Annotated in this window: 2 protein-coding genes; both read left to right on the top strand. The window is 54.2% G+C overall.

Going from position 1 to position 20,656, the window contains the following annotated elements; all coding sequences use genetic code 11:
* The first annotated feature begins 103 nt into the window (after window positions 1-103).
* Complete coding sequence (locus SD69_RS18825) at window positions 104-14,002, top strand: VCBS domain-containing protein (protein ID WP_041523841.1); 13,899 nt, start codon at window positions 104-106, stop codon at window positions 14,000-14,002.
* Between the two features lie 264 nt (window positions 14,003-14,266).
* Window positions 14,267-20,656: retention module-containing protein (locus SD69_RS14900; RefSeq protein ID WP_041523840.1), on the top strand; the 6,390-nt coding region annotated here is incomplete at its 3' end.

Below are 20,656 nucleotides of genomic sequence, written 5' to 3'. Positions count from 1 at the left end.
TGTGCCTGAAGACTTCTTGGGTGAAGAGTTTTTGGCGCATTAGTCTGCTTTTGCCGGTGGTTTTGGCTTTCAGAGTACTTGAAAGCCTTAGAAGGGATTATCTATGAGTGAGCTAAGTGCGGTAGTTGTCGAGATTGAAGGACGCGCGTGGGCCAGAACGCCCGAGGGAGTGGTGCGTAATCTAGCCGAAGGAGACACTCTGTTACCGGGCGAGCGCGTGGTTGTTGAGCGTGGCGCTCGCATTAGTATCGATTTTGGCGATGCCCAGCCGTTAACACTCGACGGGCCACAGCAACTGCTACTGAATGCCGATTTGTGGTCATCGGTTAGTGCCGACGAGGCCGCAGTGGCTGAGCTTGAGACCACGGACACCGCCCCAGAGACGTTTGATTCCTCTGAGTCGGCAAATCCTCCAGCCACCGATCCCGATGAAGCTGATGTACCGCTCTCACAAGGCCGTCATTACTCGGTTAACCTAAAGCGCGTTGGCGAGGAGCTGACGCCGCCAGGGCTTGATGGCAGTCAGGTGCCCGAGCGCCCAGAGCCGCCTTATACCCTCGGCGGACGAGTAGAGGATGAAGACGGCCCTATACCGCCTTTACCGCCGCAACCACCGGTTCCGCCGAACCCACCACCGGTGCCTAACTTTCCGCCGCAAACGGCCGATCAATACCTCACTACGCCTGAAGATGTTCCTCTTCCCGGGGGGATCCCCGGTTACGACCCCGAGGGCGCGCCCCTGAGTTACACCGTGGTGAGTGGGCCGGAGCACGGCACTGTAGAACTTGACCCGGTGAGCGGAGCGTTTGTATATACGCCTGATGAGGACTACAACGGCGACGATAAATTTGTGGTCGAGCTCTCCGACGGTCGCTACACCGTTACCGAAACCACCTACATTGAGGTCACGCCGGTTAATGACCCGCCGGAGGCGATCGATCAGTATTTAACGACCCCGGAAGACACCGCGATCGACGGTCAGCTGGAGGCCAGCGATGTCGACGGCGACACGCTTAGCTACAGGATATTAACCCCTCCTGCGAACGGTCAGGCCAGTATTGACCCCAATACCGGCGCTTTTACTTATGAGCCTGGCCCCGATTATGTGGGCAACGATCAATTTACGGTTTTGGTAGACGACGGTCAGGGCGGTACCACCGAGGCTGTGGTTTATATCGAGGTCACTCCCGTTGAGGATACGCCGATATTCAACGGTGATGACACCGGTGAGGTAATTGAGGACAGCGATGACCCGCTGTTGCGCGACAATGGCAAGCTGGACATTGAAGATGCCGATGAGGGCGAGGCCTTTTTTGTGCCGGGCAACGCAGTGGCGGGTACCGGCGCTTTGGGGGTACTTAGCATTACCGCTGAGGGGGCGTGGGATTACCAGGTGGCCAATGCCGATGTGCAATATCTGGCGCAAGGGCAGAGCATTAGTGAAACTCATACGGTTAGCGCCGTAGATGGCACCACCCACGATGTTGTCGTTACCATCACGGGCGTCAATGATGTGCCGGTGATTTCCGTGGCCGCAGGCGATCGTGATAGCGCCAGCCTGAATGAAACCAATGCCAGCTTGTCGGCCGTTGGCACGCTGAGCGTAGCTGACGTAGACCTGCTGGATACCGTAGCGCCCACCGTTTTATCGGTGAGCTCGAACGGCCCGACCGACACCCTGACAAACGCCCAATTGCTGGCGATGCTGAGTGTCGATGCGGGTGATATTATCGCCGCGAGTGCGCAAACCGGAACGTTAAGCTGGCAGTTCAACAGTGGCGTAACAACCTTTGACTTTTTACCTCAAGGGGCGGGGTTAACCCTCGATTACCTTGTGCAAGTGACCGATAGCAACGGCGCTACTGCGGATCACGTTATCACCATTCAAATTACGGGTACCGATGATACGCCGATATTTACCGGCGGCGATCGCGGCGTGGTGACCGAGGACGCCAGTGACCCCGACTTGGTGATTAACGGTCAGCTGACGGGGCGTGACCCCGATGGTGGTCAAACCTCGATTGATACCAGTATTGCACCGCAACCAAGCCCGGGTGCGTTGGGCAGTTTTACCATTGCCTCTGACGGTGTCTGGACTTACACCATTGCCAATGCCGATGTGCAATATTTGGCGCAGAACGAGCTGCGCACAGAGTTTTTTATCGTCACTACCGCTGATGGCACCGAACATCCCATCACCCTAGTTATTCGCGGTACCAATGATGCGCCAGAGATCAGTGTGGTGGGTCGAGATAAAGACACGGTTATTTTGGTTGAGGGTGATGCAGCGTTAAACAGCAATGGCACCCTGACGGCAACGGACATAGATGTCCGGGATGTCGGTTCGGTAGCGGTTACCGGCGTGACTTTTAACTTGCCAATTAATGTTGATCCCGACGTTTTTTTAGCGATGTTCAGTGTTGATGCCGGTTCGGTTATCGCCTCTGGCGTGACCGATGGAGTGATCAATTGGGCCTTTGATAGTGGCAGCGAAACTTTTGATGCTTTACCGGGCGGCGCACGTTTGCGGTTACAGTACACGGTGGAGCTAACCGACAGCCGCGGCGCTACCGATCAGCACGTCGTTAATATCAACATCATAGGCACTAACGATAAGCCCGTTTTTACCGGCGGTGACACAGGCGCCGTGACCGAAGATGTGGCGGTCGACACGGCCGCAGATACGCTCAACTATAGCGATCAGTTAACCGGCTTTGACGTCGATTACGGCCAGGCGCAAATCGACACCAGCATTCCACCGGCACCTTTTGGCACGGTGCACGGTAGTCTCACCATTCAGGCCAACGGCGTGTGGGATTATCAGGTTGATAATGCCGTAGTGCAGTATTTGTCGGCGCGTGAAGTTACTCAGGATATTTTTAATGTCACCACAGTCGACGGCGCAGTACACGCCATTGTGGTGGATATAACCGGCACCAATGATTTGCCGGTTATCAGTGTATCGCTCGGCGATAGCGATGCCGAGGCTCTAGTGGAAACCGACAGTCCGTTGACCACCAACGGCACCTTAAGTGTTACCGACATCGATTTATCCGATACCGTGGCGCCTGCCGTGAGTGCTGTGGTTGTTAACTCAGGCGATGCCAATGGTTTGAGTTCAGCGCAGCTGATGGCCATGATGAGCGTCGATACCAGCGACATTATTGCCAGTGGTGGTGATGGTGGTGTGATTAACTGGCAGTTTAACAGCAACAGCCAGACCTTCGATTACCTCAACGACGGTGAGAGCCTGGAGCTTGCCTATACTCTGGGAGTAATCGACAGTGCAGGCGGGCGTGACCAGCACGTGGTTACAATCACCATTAACGGCAGCAACGATACGCCCGCCTCAATTACCTTAGCCGATCAAAGCTCGCTCGATTCGGCTATTATCTCGCTCGATGTCTCCGCTAATTTTTCTGATCTCGACAACACCGATGTCTTGAGCTTTTCGGCCACCGGCCTTCCGGCCGGGCTGAGTATCGACCCCGCCACTGGAGTCATTAGCGGCATCATCGATCACAGCGCATCCACTACCAGCCCCTATAGCGTTACGGTTAATGCGACAGACGGGCTGGCCTCTACCGCCCAGACGTTTACCTGGACGGTTGCCAATCCCGCCCCCGATTTTATTTTAGAAACCTCGGGCATGGATGACGATACCTACGCGTTCTCGGCCTACGAAAATACACCCACAGGTACCATCGTTGGCCGGGTGCGAGGCTTTGACATCGATGGCGATACGCCCCTGCAGTACCGCATTGTAGGTGATGATTTTGGCTTGTTTGAGCTCGATGCCAGCAGTGGCGCTATCCGCTTGCTGCAAACCATCGATGACCCGGAGCTTGGCCTGTACACGCTAAGCATTGAGGTGGACGACCTTGAGGGCGGCACTGACACCGGTGTGGTCAATATTGAGCTGCTCAACATTAATGATCCGCCGGTGGCTCTGGATGATCAGTTTATTACCGATGAAGACACCGCGTTAACTGGTGTTAATGTGCCGCCGGCTACCGACGTCGATAGTGCAGTGGACGCCAACGGTTACGCCCTGGTGCGAGATGTCAGCGCTGGCGTTTTAACTTTTAATGCCGATGGCAGCTTTAGCTTTGACCCGAGCGGCGCCTTTGATGATTTGGCCGCGGGTGAGTCTACCTCGGTTACCTTTACCTACACGGCTACCGATACCGAGCCGGATATCAACGGCAATACGGTTATCAGTAATGTTGCCACCATCACCATTGAGGTGACGGGTATTAATGATATCCCCACCTTCTCGGGCGATGACACGGGAGCAGTCGTTGAGGATTCGGCGCCGCTGCAGCTTCGCGCCAGCGGTGATTTACAGGTTGTCGATCTGGACAATGGCGAATCGCAAATCGACACCAGCATTGCTCCCATCGGCACGGGTGTATTGGGCTCGTTAAGTATTGATGCCAATGGCGCCTGGCAGTACCAGGTGGCCAACGCCGATGTGCAATATTTGGCGGTAGGAGAGACGCGCGACGACGTGTTTACCGTGACCAGTGTCGATGGTACCACCCACGATATTACTGTCACCATTGCCGGGGTTAATGACACTCCCGAGATTACCGTGGCGACAGGCGACTCGGACACGGCGGCCATCGACGAGACCGAGACTACCGCGCCGCTTACGGCTGCGGGTACGTTAAGCGTAAGTGATGTGGACCTGCTTGATACCGTTGCCCCAAGTGTTACCTCCGTTAGCGTTAGTAGTGGGGACCCCGGCACCTTAAATGCCGCCACCTTACTGGCCATGCTGAGTGTTGATACCGGCGATGTCATCAGTAGCGGTAGCGCCTCTGGCCAAATCCAGTGGGAGTTTAGCGGCGCCTACGATGCTTTTGATTACTTGGGTGTGGGGCAAACGCTCGAGCTGACCTATCAAGTTCAGGCCACCGATAACCCCGGGGCGAGCACCGCGCATCCGGTGGTGATAACCATTACCGGCACAAATGATACCCCGACGATAACAACGGCCCTGCCAGACCAAACCAGTGAAGATGCCGAGCTGATTGCCGGCGTGGACGTCAGTGTCGGCTTTAGCGATATAGACACCGGTGATGTGCTGAGTTTTAGTGCCAGCGGTTTACCACAGGGGCTGTCCATTGACGCCAACACCGGTGTGATCAGCGGTACGATCGAGCACAGCCAGTCAGTGCAAAGCCCCTTTACGGTCGATGTCACGGCAACCGATGCCTCTGGCGCAAGCGTAACCCAATCGTTTGATTGGGTAGTTGGCAACCCGGCCCCAGATTTTATTAATGAAACCTCGGGTAACGATGACGATACCTACGCATTTAGCGCCGACGAAAACTCCACCGCGGGTACGATTATTGGCACCTTGAGGGCCTCAGACCCAGATGGTGATGCGCCGTTAACCTATACCCTGATTAGCGATGATTTTGGTTTGTTTAGCGTCGATGCGGCAACCGGTGCGATACGTCTGAGGCAAACCATCGACGATGCCGAACTTGGCAGCTACACCCTGACCGTAACGGTGGATGACGGAGAGGGGGGGCTCGATACAGGCACCGTGAACATAGACTTGCTCAACGTGAATGACCCTCCTGTCGCGTTGGATGCCAACTTTGTTGTTGATGAAGATAGCAGTCTTGCCGGCGTCAGTGTGCCGCCTGCCACGGACGTAGACAGTGCCGTGGATCAGAGTGGTTATCTACTAGTGGATGACGTCTCTGAGGGGATGCTGACTTTTAACGCCGACGGCAGCTTTACCTTTAATACCAATGGCGACTTTGATGATTTGGCGGCCGGCGACACCCGTAGTGTCACCTTTACGTATACCGCTACCGATACGGTGAGCGATGTAGGTGGTAATCCCGTTATCAGTGCCCCTGCCACCGTCACCATTGAGGTTGTTGGGCTTAACGATACACCAACCTTTGGCGGCGATGACACCGGAGGCGTCGTAGAAGACGCCTCACCGGTCACCTTAACCGCGACCGGTACATTGCTGGTAAACGATCCCGACACGGGCGAATCGACGATCGATACGAGTATCGCGCCGCAACCCAGTGCCGGTGCGCTCGGTAGCTTGGCCATTAATTCCGATGGCAGCTGGACTTACTCATTGGCCAACGCCGATGTACAGTATTTGGCCGAGGGCGAAACACGCCCGGAAAGCTTTGTGGTTACCAGTTTTGATGGCACTGGGCACACCATTGATATCACCATTACCGGTACTAACGACGCCCCGACCATTAGTGTCGAGGCTGGCGATAGTGACACGGCCGATCTCGTCGAGGCCGATGCCGGGCTAACCGCTAGCGGTACATTAACGGCCAACGACGTCGATATAGTCGATGTTGCCAGCGTAGCGGTCACCGCGGTAGAGCCGAGCTTCTCGAGCAATATTGATGACAGCGTGTTTCTTGCGATGCTTGATGTCAGCGCCGGCAATATTATTGCCAGCGGCTCCACCAGTGGCGGCTTTACCTGGAGCTTTGATAGCGGCAGCGAAGATTTTACCGAGATCCCGGAGGGGGTCACCATCGAGCTGCGCTATACCGTTACAGTGACCGATAGTGAAGGCGCCATCGGAGAGCACCCGGTTACGATCTCGATTACCGGAACCGACGACAAGCCAGTATTTACCGGTGGTGATCGCGGTGCTGTGATTGAAGATGTCGATGTAGACGTGCCAACGCAGACGCTGCAAGCATCGGATCAGCTGACAGGCTTTGACCCCGATTTTAGTCAGTCGGAAATGGACCCGGGCTCAGTCATGCCGCTTAATAACGTGCGCGGCAGTTTAACCATCACCAGCACCGGCCTATGGAACTATGAAGTGGCCAATGCCGATGTGCAGTATTTGGCCGAGGGCCAGGTGGCCATCGATATATTCCAGGTTGCCACAATAGCGGGCGACACCCATCAAATTGCAGTGCGTATTACCGGTGCCAACGATGCCCCGGTAATAAGTGTTGAGGCCGGCGACTCAGATGCCGGTGTTGTTGCCGAGACCGATACCACAATCGCCACCAGCGGTACCTTAAGCGTGACCGATGTGGACGTGCGAGATACGGTAAGCCCGAGCGTGTTATCCGTGGCGGTTACCGCCGGTGACGCCGGCGGAATTAGCAACGCGGCATTACTGGCGATGTTTAGCGTCGCTCCTGCCAATGCCATTTCAAGCTCGAGCGACACCGGTGATATTCAGTGGAGCTTTGCCAGTAATGGTGAGTCTTTTGACTACTTAGCAGATGGCCAAACGCTGCAACTAAGTTACGAGGTGGCGGCCACAGACAGTCAAAGCGCTAGCGACACTCATACCGTGACAATCGATATTACCGGCACTAACGATACGCCAGTGGTTACGCCCGTCGTGTTGCCCGATCAGACCAATGAAGACGCGCAAACGATTATTAACGTGGCCACCGCCGTCGGTTTTGACGATATTGATACCGGCGATAGCCTTAGCTTTAGCGCTATTAATTTGCCTTCGGGGTTAAGCATCGACCCGGGCACTGGTGTTATTAGTGGCACGCTAACCGCCGATGCGTCTGTGGGTAGCCCCTACACCGTCGAAGTGGTAGCAACCGATGTCGCCGGAGCCAATGTCTCACAGTTTTTTACCTGGACGGTCACCAATCCGGCGCCAGATTTTGTCAACGAAACAACAGGCACCGATAACGATACGTACGAGTTTGAAGTGTATGAGGGCGTCGTACAGGGCACGGCCATCGTGGCGGCCGATGACCCGGACGGCGACGTTCTTAGCTACTCGATTGTTTACGGAAATGACGACGGCCTGTTTGCCATGGACGCCGCGACCGGCGAGATGAGTGTCACTCGTGCAATTGATGATCCCGATTTAGGCGTACGGCAGCTTATAGTGAGAGCGGATGATGGACAGGGCGGGGTGGACTTGGGGCGTGTTCAAGTTACCTTGATTAACGTTAATGACCCACCTATTGTTTATCCTGACTCAGTGCAAGTAAACGAAGACTCAACACTTAATGATCGTGTGCCGCAAGCCACTGATGTCGACAGCGCATTAGACCCAACCGGGTTTATTTTACAGCAGGATGTCAGCGCTGGGGTACTTAGCTTTTCCGCCGATGGCTCGTATTTGTTTGATACCAATGGTGAGTTTGAATCTCTGCGTCAAGGCCAATCCACCACGGTCACTTTTACTTACATTACTACCGATACCGCCACCGACTTTGACGGCAATACTGTCTACAGTGATCCGGCAACTATTACCATCGAAGTGTTAGGTGTAAACGATACCCCAACCTTTAGTGGCGATGACAGTACCGCTGTTGTAGAGGATCAAGACGACCCCACCATTAGCGCCAGTGGCACTTTACAGGTGACGGACATTGATGACAGCGAATCGGTCATTGATGCCAGCCGCATGCCGACGCCAAGCGGCGGCGCTCTGGGCAGCCTTACGATTAATGCCGCTGGCGACTGGACCTACACGGTAGCCAATAGTGATGTTCAGTTTTTGGCCGAGGGTGAGGTGCTCACTGAAACCCACACGGTCTACTCGGTTGACGGTACGCCTCACGATATCGACATTACCATTACGGGGGAAAACGATGCCCCGGATATTACCGTCGGTCCAAACGATAGAGCCTCGGCAAGTCGTACTGAAACTGACAGTGCGTTATCGGTCGGCGGTACACTGAGTGTAGCGGACGTGGACTTGGCCGATACCGTGGCGGCCAGTGTTAGCGCTGTTACCGTGCACTCGGGCAATAGCAACAACATGTCCAGTGCTGTGTTGCTGGCCATGATGAGTGTGAATGCCGATGACGTTATTGCCGCCGGTGCGGGTAACGGTGCTATCAATTGGCAATTTTTAAGCGCTGACGACGCCTTTGATTATCTGGGCGACGGTGATCTCCTGCAACTGGATTACACAGTTACGGCGACCGATGCGCAGGGTGCCACGGACGATCAAAACATCAGAATTAACATCAACGGGACGAATGACGCCCCGAATGTGTATGAAGATTTTGTGGTCACTGATGAAGACCACGCGATAAGCGGGCAGGTGCCTGCGGCCGATGATGTCGATGGCAATGTGGTGAGCTACACCACCGCTGGTGGTCCGAGTTTGCCTGCGGGCTTATTGACCTTTAATGCCGATGGTAGCTATACGGTAAATCCGGTGGGCTCGTACGATTATCTCGCCCTTGGTGATAGCACAGAGTTTGTTTTTACTTATCGCGCGGTGGACGATGACGGCGGTGCGAGTGATTTCTCGCAAGTTACAGTTACCATCAATGGGGTAGACGACGCCCCGGTGGTCAATGCCGGCAGCGGCACAGTGCGTGAAGATGTGTTGCTTAGCGATGCTGGTACGCTCAATGCTTACGACGTCGACAACCCGGACCTTGAGTTTATCGCCGACACCTATATATCGGACTACGGCACATTGACGGTAAACAGTGACGGTAGTTGGAACTACCAGCTTAATCAAAATGAAATTGTCGACGCCATTGCTTTGGGCGATGTACACACCGAGACTTACACGGTGGCGCTAAATGGCGATGGTCGCGACGAAACACCACTGGATAATAATCTATCCACCACAATCAGCATTAATATTTTAGGTACTAACGATGCTCCTGAGGTACCGGATTTAGCCTTTTATGTGGCCGAGAATGGCGTGCTGAGTGAAGGGGTTAGCGCGACCGATATTGATGGCACCATTAGTGGCTTTGCTTTAGTTGATGATACGTTGGAAGGGCAGTTAAGCTTTGATGCCGCTAACGGCGGATTTATGTTCAACCCCAACGGCGACTTTGACGATTTGGCGGCGGGAGAACAACGCGACGTTACCTTTACGTACTCGGCGGTCGATAACAACGGTGCCGTGGCGACTCGGGGTACCGTGACGATTACTGTGGTCGGTGTCGATAACCCGCCAGTGGTGCAGGGTTCCAGTGCTGAAATTACTGAAGATGCGGCCAGCGACACCGTATCTGGCAAATTGGTGGCGACCGACGTAGATGACCCCACGCTGGCATTTGGGCCAACGGGGAGCGGCCAAACTCTGCAAGGTACCTATGGCTCTGTAGTCGTCGCCGCCGATGGTAGCTGGACCTACACGCTGGATAACGCCGCGCAAGCCACTGATGAGCTCGACCTCGGTGATAAGGTCACCGACGTCTTTGCCGTGGAATTATCTTCTGGTGATGGCACAACAGCGCCTCTAACAATTAACATTACCGGCAGCAATGACGCCCCTATACTGACTCAAGAGCAAATCAGCTATAGCGTTAATGAAGAAGACCTGCTGAGCAATCAGTCACTGTCGCCTGCTACTGATGTGGATGCCGATGACTCCATCGCCGGTTACGTGCTGCTCGACGACTCGGAATTTAGTCCGGGCTCACTCATCTTTAATACCGATGGCACTTTTAGTGTCGATCCGGGTTTTCAGTTTGACGACCTTGAAGATGGGGAGACGGGCCAGGCCACGTTTACCTATCGGGCGTTTGATAGTCATGGCGCAGGTTCTCAGGTTGGCTCCGTTACCATTACTGTCGAGGGGTTCAGTGATGGCGAAGGTGACGACAACTACGCCGAAATTATCGAAGTCAACGTTCCCAGTTCTGTGAGCGGTGGGCCACTGGACAACTACACACCTGGCCAGTACGACGATGGCTTAGGTTACGGTACTTTAACGGTAAACTCCGACGGTACCTGGTCTTACGAGCTAGACCCGACAGCGGCCGATCCGCTGGCACCCGGCGATGAAGTTGTGGTGAATATTCCCTCTGGCAACGGCGGCGATGATGTAACCATAAAGATTATCGGTACCAACGATATACCCGTGGTTTACGATATTCCCTGCAATCAAATGGAAACAGGAGAAAACTCCGTTATTACTGGCACGGTACCCGATGGTTTTGACGTAGATGGTTCCGTGGTGGGGTATAGCTTGGTAGATTCCAGCGGCCTGCAAGGCGGCACCATTACCTTTAGTAAAGACGGTACCTTTGTCTTTGATCCAGGCACCGCGTTTGATCCGCTCGATGAAGGTGACGAGCAGCAAATCAGCTTCACTTATCAAGGCATTGATAATAACGGCGCCGTCAGTAACACCGCATCGGTTTGCATTACGATTATAGGCGAAGACGACCCACCGCGGGTAACCACCGGTTACGGCCAAGTTATCGAAGACGACCCGGCCAGTAACCTCGCAACTGGCCAATTATCGTTGGACGATGTCGATGAGGATGACTCGGTCAGTGGGAGTGTGACCTTCTTGCCTCAAACACGAACCGTCGGAGTTTACGGCACGTTTAATATCGACAGTAATGGTAATTGGGTCTATAGGCTGGACAATACCGACCCGGATACTGATGCTCTCAATCTTGATGAGCAGGTAAGCGAGACGTTTACGGTAGATGTATCGAATGGCAGCTCAACCACCGTTACCATCGACATCACTGGCGCCAACGATGTGCCGGTGATTGATAGCAGCGACAGCAATTTTTTCGTCACACTCGATGAGGACCACCTTTATAACGGTACCTTGCCACTGGCAACCGATGTGGATAGTAATGGAGTTATCGTCTCCTATGTCCAACAAGGGGGCCTTATTTACGTCGCAGATGGAACGAGTGCACCGGGCGAATTGACATTTTTTGCCGATGGTAGCTACACATTTGACCCCCGCGGAGCCTACGATTATTTGCCCGAGGGCACGTCAGTAGACGTTAGCTTTACGTACCGCGCAGAGGACAATGACAGCGGCGTGAGCGCGCCGGCGACCGTGACATTAACCATTACCGGTATCGATGATTTACCGGTGATAACCACCGCCAGTGCGACCATCACTGAAGATGACGCCAATCCTGCGGCCAGCGGGCAGCTGAGTGCGTCCGATCCCGATGATGGAGATGACATTACCTTTACCGCAGGCACTTATACCGGCACCTATGGCTCTGTAACGCTACAAGCGGACGGTAGTTGGGAGTACAACCTGGCGCCTAATGCACAAGAGCTGCAAGCGGGCGACAATGTGACGGACTCGGTCACGGTCGATTTGTCCGATGGTGAGAGCACGACTGTTAATATCACCATTAAGGGGATTAACGATGTGCCGACTGCCGCAGACAGCGATGCGACCGTCGATGAAGACTCCACCCTCAATGCCCGTATTCCGGAGGCCACCGACGTCGACGGTGATGTGGTTGCTTACCGCTTGGTAGACGGCAGCTTCTCGGGCCCGGGCACGATTAAGTTTAACTCCGATGGCAGCTACAGCTACGATCCGGGCGATAACTTTCAGGCGTTAGACGAGGGTGATACCGAGCAGGTGACCTTTCAGTATATTGCGCAAGATAACAGCGATGGCATCAGCGATCCGATTACGGTGACCATCAATGTCACCGGCGTCAATGATGCGCCTACCTCAAGCTCAATTGCCAGCCAAAGCTCAGAAGAGAGCGAAGTGGTGAGCCTTGATGTCAGTGGCAGCTTTGACGATATCGATGCCGACAATGTCTTTACCTATACCGCGAGCGGGTTACCGCCATCGCTGAGTATCGACTCAAACGGTGTTATCAGTGGCACGCTCGATGCCGATGCTGCCGCCGGGAGCGTATACAGCGTTACAGTAACCGCCACGGACTCGGGCGGCGAAGCAACCAGTCAAAGCTTTAGCTGGACTATTACCAACCCAGCGCCAGACTTTGTTGCTGAAACCAGCGGTAGCGACGACGATACCTACGCATTTAGCCTGGATGAAGGCACGCCCAGTGGTACTGAGGTGGGCGTGGTGAGCGCCGTCGACCCCGACGGCGATACCTTAACCTACACTATTACCGCCGGTAATAGTGCCGGCTGGTTTGCCATCGACGCAGCCACCGGTGCAATTAGCCTAACGACCGATGTCGATGACGCTCAGATCGGTCGTTATACGCTGAGTGTCTATGCGGACGATGGCCAGGGGGGCTCGGATACGGCCACCGTCAATATCGATCTACTTAATGTAAATGACCCACCGGTGGTAACCGGCAACGCCATTGCCGTAGACGAAGAGTCTACCAATACGCCGCTTGGGATTGCTGCTGCCACTGATGCTGACGGTGACGGTTTAACAGTCACGGTCACCGGTGTGCCCGACGTGGGGGAGGTCACCTTGGCGAATGGTACCCTACTGGCGGTAAACGATACTTTTAGCGCGGTTGAACTAACCGGCTTACTGTACAACGCCCCGGACGAGCTGGCGGCCGACTACATGGGTAGTTTTGACTTCTCGGTAGATGACGGCCAGGGCGAGGCAAACAGTGTCCAAAGCGCCAGTGTCGACATTACCGTGAGCGCCATCAATGACGCGCCTGTTGCGGTCGATGACGTAGTGGATTATGTGCCTAGCAACAGCACTGGTGTAGTGATTGACGTGCTGGCCAATGATACCGATGCAGAAAACGATGACCTAACGGTGATTAGTGCTGTCGCTGAATCGGGTACCGTTACCGTCAACGCCGATGGCACGCTAAACTACGTGCCTGCGAGTGGTTTTATCGGTACCGATAACATTGTCTATCAGATTAACGACACACAAGGTGCCGCGGATACGGGGAATGTGACCGTTAATGTGTACTCGGGTATTAATCCAGGTACGGCCAGTGCGAAGCCAGAGGCGGCGGCGTTTGCGGCACAAGAGTTCTCTGATGATGACGTTTTTGAGTGGCAGCTGGGTGGCTCGAGTGCCAACGATCAGCCAGCCGCAGGCGAGTTTACTAGCAGCTCCGCGCGATTGGCATTCGCCGATTTACTGGAAGACGACGATGAAGACCTCTCCCAGTGGCTGCCCACGGCGCAAGAGCCTGCAGACACTTCCGTTAGCCCGGCTATGCTGGGGGGCGCAGCGCCAGCAGAAGATGCCAGCGCGCCTTATTCGGCGGGCACCGATCCGGCTATTTATAGCGCCGATACTGACGCATCGGAGTTTTTAACCAATCACACCCAAGCCAATATAGACCTCTAAGTGAGTTCATCCCCGCACCTCTTTAGGTGCGGGGATGAACGCTGCCCCCTCTGTTAACGCGCAACCGATCTTCCTCGCCCCTTTAGCCTTACCTGTGCCGTAGTTTTACTTCTCTTAGGTCTTAGCCAGCTACTTTTATATTCATTTGCAATATTGGACTTAGGTACAATAGGAATGTCGCTTATTTCCTCCTAACCTGTCATTAATAGAAAATCCAGGCCGGCGGGGCGTGGATAGCTAATCCGAACAGCAACGGGGTACAACATGGCGACTCAAGCGGCAACAGTGAGTGTTTTGCAAGGTCAAGCGTGGGCAAGGGCGGCAGATGGCTCTTTGCGCGAGCTATCGGTGGGCGACGTGATCGCGGCCGATGAGCGCTTAGTGACAGAAGCGGGCACTCGTATTGAGCTGGACTTTGGCGATGCGGCGCTGGTGACCCTAAGCGGTGTACAGGATGTTGCTATGAGCCCTGACTTGTGGCCCGAGACCGCCTCGGTCAGTGCAGAAGCCAGTGTACTTGACTCGCAGTTCGACGCCATTTTGGCCAGCCTTGACGAAAACGACAGCTTGCTACTCGGTGGCGAAGGCGATCTACTGGATATCCTCGAAGACGCGCCTGCGGCGGGGCAGAGCACCTCCGGTGGTGGTCACAGCTTTGTTCGGGTGGAGCGTATCAACGAAACCGTAGATGACCAGTCTTACGAGTTTGCCGACGGTTCCCGCGCCGCCGCGACCGCACGTGAAGAGGACGACTTTGCCGCTAACAATGCCCCAAGCACGGCCGATCAGTCTCTTAGCACCAGCGAAGAGACACCCGTTTTAGGGCAAATCAGCGCGCAAGACCTCGATGGCGATAGTCTTAGCTACACCCTAACTCAGCCGCCCGCCAATGGCTCTGTCAGCTTAAACCCCGCAACCGGCGAGTTTGAATACACTCCGAATACCGATTTTAACGGTGTCGACGAGTTTATCGTCAGTGTCAGCGACGGCTCACAAAGCACCGAAAGTGTCGCTCAAATTACGGTAACGCCCGTAAACGACGCCCCCGTTGCACAAGATCAAACCCTCAGCACACCCGAGGACACCCCGCTTGACGGCCAGATTGATGCAAGCGACGTCGACCTTGGCGATAACCTGAGCTACACCTTAGAAGTGCCGCCCGCCAATGGCAGCGTCACTATTGACTCCGCCACCGGCGCTTTTACCTATACGCCAGGCGACAACTACAACGGCCCCGACAGCTTTAATGTCGTCGTGACCGACAGCACTGGTGCCAGCGATAGCGCCACGGTGCAACTTAGTGTTACCCCGGTTAATGATGCGCCTAACGCCGTCGATGACGGCCCGTTAGCCACCTTTGTTGACACCACAGTCACCGGCAATGCGCTCGATAACGACACCGACCTCGAAGGCGATACCCTAGAGGTTGTGGGCTTTAGTGTTGACGGCAGCGACGCTGTTTTTGCGCCGGGCGATGAAATACTGTTAGGCGATGCCGGGGTCTTTGGCATCGGTCCCAACGGCGACTTTTATTTCACCCCGAACGACGGCTACAGCGGCTCGGTACCCGAGGTAAGCTATACCGTCAGTGATGGCGCCGCGACCGACTCGGCCGTCATTCGTTTTGACGATGTCCCGGGCGGTGTCACGCCGCCGCCAGCGCCACCGGTGGAGGCTCCAACCGCTACTATCGCACTGGATAGCATCACCAGCGACAACATCATCAGCGCCGCCGAAGCCGCTGGTAACGTCGTTATTACCGGTCAAGTGGGCGGCGATGCGCAGCCTGGCGACACCATCACCCTGACCGTCAATGGTCAAGCCTATACCGGCACCGTTGTCACTGGTGGTGGTTTTAGCATAGCTGTCGCGGGGGCTGATTTGGCTGCTGCGAATGTTATTTCAGCGAGCGTTGATGGCACTAGCGAAAGTGGCCAGAGCTACAGCGCCACCACAAGCGCAGGCTACAGCGTTGACACCGAGGCACCTCAGGTTGCTATTGCGCTCGACGAACAAATCACCCCCGATGACATTATTAACGCCCAAGAGGCGGGGCAAACCATTGCGATCACCGGCGCCGTTTCAGGCGATGTGAGTGATGGCGATCAGGTGACTTTGACTGTCAATAATGTTGTTTACACCGGCGAAGTTAGCGGCGGTGTATTTAGCATTGATGTGGCCGGCAGCGATTTGGCAGCCGACGCCGACAATCAAATCGAAGCCAGTATCACGACTACCACCGGCGATGTGAACGGAGAGGCTACGGCCAGCGATAGTGAAGGTTATACGGTTGATACCGAGCTGCCGGTTGTTTCCATCACCTTAGATGAAATTACCGACACCGACGCTATTGCGATTGCGGCCGCTAATGGCGAAAACACCACCATTACGGGGTCGGTGAGTGGCGACGTTGTAGATGGCGATATCGTTGAAGTAACCATCGGCGGAAACACCTATTCGGGACAAGTAGACAGCGGTACTTTTGCCATCGAGGTGGAGGCCAATGATTTTGTAACGGATACTGACTCCAGCGTTGATGCCAGTATTACGGTGCGTGACGATGCAGGCAATACGGCCAGTGCTAACGACGATGCGGACTTTACCATCAACCCCGTAAATGTTGCGCAATTTACTGATAATTTTGTCAACGGCGTGAGCTTTACCACTAGCTCGGGTTTAAGCGGTATCACCGGTGAGACGGGCGCAGACGGCTCTTTTTATTATCGAGCCGGCGATACCATCACCTTCACCGTAGGCGATGTTACTGTTGCTGAGTTTAGCGCCGATGCAATTGTGGGTAATATTTTGTTTTTGCAGGATATTGCCGGAACCGCACTGTCGGATAGCAATTTAAACTACGTCGAGAATATGGCCATCTTTTTACAGGCTCTCGATAACGATTTAACCGATGCGACCCCCGACGATGGCATTCTGCAAACCAGTAATCTGGTGAACAACCAAGCCAGTTACGACAGTCAAATTACGATTACGGCTGAAATCCGTGATGCTTTTGCCAACTACATTGACCCTACCACCGGTGCGCCGCTAAATATTGCCACCGCGGGTAAAGAGATGATCTCTCAGGCCCTGGCCAGCGTTGGTATCGAGTTTACCCGCGATACCGAGCGTGATCCGTCCGGCGATAATGTGTTTGAGACCATCGCCATGGAACACGTCGCCGTCACCATTCAGGAGCTGGCCGGTGATCGCGGCCCCGTAACCGCCGATGAGCGCACCGCGGATGTGCTCGACGTACCCGGCGGGCTTATCCAGTACAACTACAACGAATTAAACGGTGAGATTACCTTTAATACCGACGGTCTGCTTGAAGGGGCAGTAGGTCGCCAGGTTATCACCGAAAACCTATTGGTTAGTAATGTTCAGCTAAGTGCCAGTTACGTCGATATCGGTGTGCTGGAAGATCGCGGTAACGGCGAGTACGCCATCGTGCTAAACCCGGGTACTGATCAATACGACCTTGAAGGTTTGTCTATCGATTACCGCGTAGAAGACTGGACGGTATTTCGCGATGTAACTTCTGCCACCCAGGATCAATACCGCTCGCACTTGTCGGCTGAGATTCCCGATGTTGGCGAGGGGGACGGCTACAACCAGTTTACCCTTAATAGTGAGCTGGTTTTTGATACAGACTCTTCTTTGTTGATCAACTTTACCAGCGAGTTGCTCAGCGACCAGCTGGGCTACCCCATTGCCGAATATGCCGATGATTATTTGGTGCCGCTCGAGTACTCCAACGATGGCGGTCAAACTTGGCAGCAAATGCAATTGCACTCCACGGTTAATAACGACTCTGATTTGCCGCGGCCGATATTTGAATTTGTCTTGGGTGCTGGCGCTAGCAGTGTCGAAATTCGCGTGCCGATCTTTGATGACGCTGTTATCGAAGATCCTATCGAATACTTTGATGCCGTTGTCTCGGGCGATAATGTCTACGACGAGCATTTGCAATTTGGCATTATCGATAATGATGCGCAAGGTCAGGACCTTCCGCTTATTAGCGTCGATTATGTTCTGGTGGTTGAGGGTGAGGGCGATGCAGTCTTTACCTTAACGCTCTCCGAGCCCAGTACCGAAACGGTAACCGTTGCCTATCAAACCGCCGACCAAGGCGCCTTGGCTGGCGAAGACTACACGGCGGTACAAGGTGTTGCTGTTTTTGCGCCTGGCGAAACATCGGTCACGGTGAGCATACCAATTATTGACGACGATATTGTTGAGTCACTGCCTAATCCAGAGTTTGCTCTGCTTAATCTTTCGAGCCCGACAAACGCGGTGTTAGCCGATGCGCAGGGCACTCTGCGGATTTTTGATAACGATACGCCCGATAATGCCGCCATGACGTTGGATATCGATCCGGTTACGGGCGACAATTTAATCGACGCCGCAGAGGCGGGTAGTTTAATTACGTTAACCGGTACTGTGACGGCTGACCCAGCTATCGAGTTCTCGTTGGTAACTATTACCGTTAATGGTCAAAATTACCAAGCCATTGCCGATGCCAGTGGTCGCTTCTCGGTGCAAGTGCCGGGGCAAGACTTAGTCGATGATGCCGACACCACTGTAATGGGTCGCGTGATCGGTGTAGGCGCCAATGGTGCTCAGGGCTCGGCCGACGCCAGTGAGCTCTACGCCGTGGATTTAAGTGCTCCGGCCATTTTAATTAACGACCTTAATGGCGATCTGCAACCGGGCGAGGCCAGCGTTACTGAGGGCAGCAATACCACCGTCAATGGCACCATTAACGTCCAGGCGGTTGCGGGCATTGTTGCGGTTACCATTGCGGGGTTCGACGTTACCAACGCCAGCGCTACTCCCGTTGTCATTAACAGCCCGCAAGGGCAGCTGCTGGTTACCGGTTACGATGCAGCCACCGGCGTCATCAGTTATCAATTTACCGAATCTGGCAGCGCTGCCGATCATACCGCTGGCGATGTCGTCGATAGTTTTGAAGTTCGCGTAACCGACACGGCCAACGTAAGCGCGACCGACAATCTTGACGTTTACATTTTGGATACCGCCCCAATCGCCGTTGACGACGCCGACACGGTTGTGTTGGGTGGTAGCACGAGCGGGAATGTGATTACTGGTGCTGGTACCGATACGCTAGGTGCCGAGGGCGCGTCACTGAGCCAAATTACTTATGAGGGCGTTACCTACGATACGGACAGTGCCGAGTTTAATGGTAGTAGCTGGAACATTGCCGCGACTAACGGAGTCTTGGAAGTCGATACACAGGGCAATTACACTTACACCTCTACTGCGACGGCACCAGCGCCCGTTAGTGTCGGTGGCGGCGACGCCGCTAGCTGGAGTGGAGTGTCGTTGTATGGTTTTGCGGCATCGGGTGATGCTTATACCGATGGTGCTGGCAATTTAGACCCTGCCGTTCTCGACGCTGCCCACAGTGGCAATGTAGTGTTTGTACAAAACCAAGTGGGTGTGCGGGTTGGTGCTGGCGATATTTCTACGATCGATTCAAGTGATAATGGTGGCCCGCAAAGTCAGGCGCTTATTCTTGATCTAGGCACCAACGCTAGTCAGGCCAACGTTTTGTTCGGTCAGGTCGGCAGCACGGATGATGGCCGTTGGGTTGCGTACGATGAAAATTTCAGCGAGGTAGGCTCAGGCAGTTTTGATGTTTTGCCTTACAGTGTTCATGTCGATCCGGGTACGAGTTTTCAGTACTTGGTGATATCAGGTGAAGACACTGATGATCACTTTTCTGTTCACAGCGTTGACTATATCGAGTCGGCAGCAAACCCTGCCGACGAAGAGTTTGGTTATCAACTAATTGATGCCGATGGCAGCGTTTCTAATGAAGCAAACTTAGTTATTGATCACGATCTCTCGGTAACGGATGGTAATGAGTCAATTGCCATTGACGAGAACGACAACATTGGTACGGGTGAATTTAATCTACTCGATAATTCAACGCCCAATAACGGCGGTAATGTCATCACCTCCACTGGTGATGAGTCAATTATTATTAATAATGTCGACCTCACCCATCTGTTTACCATCAGCGCAACAGGTTTCAGTTACGGCGAAGCTGAGTTCACTATCACCCACAAAGAAACGGGTCATACAGGTGTGTTTACGCTCAATAGCGATGGCACCCTGATCTTTGACAATGGTTCTGATCCGTTATTTGATTTTCTTACACAAGATGATCAAGTTAGCGTCAACTTCGATTACATCGTTAACGGCAGTATTCAGTCTACGGCCACCATCAATGTTACTGGGGCTAACGACGCGCCGGCAACGGCTGATGTTAACGCCAGTGGTGCGGAAGACGCGGCATCAATTGCTGTTACCTTAACCGGTAGCGACATTGACGGTACCGTAACAGCCTTCAACCTAAACGGGTTGCCTTCTAACGGCACGTTATACGTAGATGCTGCACTTACTGAATTGGCGGTTACTGGCAACGATTACAGCGCGGCAGCGGAGCAGCTGACACTCTATTTTGTTCCTGACGCTAATTGGAATGGTGAAACCGATTTTCATTACGTTGCAAAGGATGATCAAGGTTTAGTCGATGGTAGTGCAAATAGCGCCACCATCACCGTGAACCCCACGAGCCCCGCGATCGACGCGGTCAACGACGCGATCAGCGTCGACGAAGACGACAGC

It is taken from the genome of Gilvimarinus agarilyticus (assembly GCF_000832015.1).
Classification (GTDB): domain Bacteria; phylum Pseudomonadota; class Gammaproteobacteria; order Pseudomonadales; family Cellvibrionaceae; genus Gilvimarinus; species Gilvimarinus agarilyticus.
The sequence above is the reverse complement of the archived record's forward strand: the minus strand, read 5'-3'. Positions and strand labels throughout refer to the sequence as shown.